The organism is Arsukibacterium ikkense, from assembly GCF_000987775.1.
Lineage (GTDB): Bacteria > Pseudomonadota > Gammaproteobacteria > Enterobacterales > Alteromonadaceae > Alishewanella > Alishewanella ikkense.
On the sequence record NZ_LAHO01000044.1, the window covers coordinates 1 to 410 of the forward strand.

A 410-nucleotide genomic window follows, 5' to 3' on the forward strand; every position below is an offset into this window, starting at 1 on the left:
CAATTATGTCTGAAGGTTACAAAACCTTAGACGAAGGTCAACGCGTGACTTTCGAAATCGAACAAGGCCAGAAAGGCCCTCAAGCTGCTAACGTAACTGTGCTTTAATAGCCCCGTTCGTTCAGTTTGAAAAAACCGGCCTCTGGCCGGTTTTTTGTTATGGCGAATAAATTCTCAAATCGCGGAATAACGCTATACATTCATTACAGACCTGCTATAGTTTGAGCCGGCCTGTAGACCAGACCTATGTAACAACATGTTTTTGAACACTTCGCTACACAGCTTCATAGTAAGTCATGTCCCTGAAGATTCACGCACGTTTGGCCGCATAAGTAACGTAACCGTCAGGCTAACAGCGCATTACGCGTAAATTAGATATTTTAAATTTTTAGGAGTCATTCATGGCTAAAG

The 410-nt window shown here is 42.7% G+C and carries 1 protein-coding gene; it reads left to right on the forward strand.

Going from position 1 to position 410, the window contains the following annotated elements:
* Window positions 1-107: cold-shock protein (locus tag WG68_RS18960; protein ID WP_046559284.1), on the forward strand; the 107-nt coding region annotated here is incomplete at its 5' end.
* Between the last annotated feature and the right edge of the window lie 303 nt (window positions 108-410).